At 46.0% G+C, this 291-nt stretch carries 1 tRNA gene; it reads right to left on the reverse strand.

Annotated elements, in window-relative coordinates:
* Nucleotides 1-151: 151 nt before the first annotated feature.
* Nucleotides 152-227, reverse strand: a tRNA-Glu gene (locus tag OGY72_RS00800).
* Between the last annotated feature and the right edge of the window lie 64 nt (nucleotides 228-291).

The raw sequence follows: 291 nt of genomic DNA on the forward strand, positions 1-291 counted from the left end.
TTTTCATTTCTTATTACGGAGAAATGAAACAGTGTGTCGTTTCAATTTTCAGCTTGATCCAGATTTTTAAAGAGCAAATATCTCAAACGTGACTCGGAAGTCAGTTTTGAGATACTTCGGTCGGCGACTTTCACTCACACATACCAGCAAGTGGCGTCCCCTAGGGGATTCGAACCCCTGTTACCGCCGTGAAAGGGCGGTGTCCTGGGCCTCTAGACGAAGGGGACACTGAAGTCTCAATCGCAAGACGCCTTGCTATTTACTTTTCATCAGACAATCTGTGTGAGCACT

This window comes from Citrobacter sp. Cpo221, from assembly GCF_030332345.1.
GTDB classification, from domain to species: domain Bacteria; phylum Pseudomonadota; class Gammaproteobacteria; order Enterobacterales; family Enterobacteriaceae; genus Citrobacter; species Citrobacter portucalensis.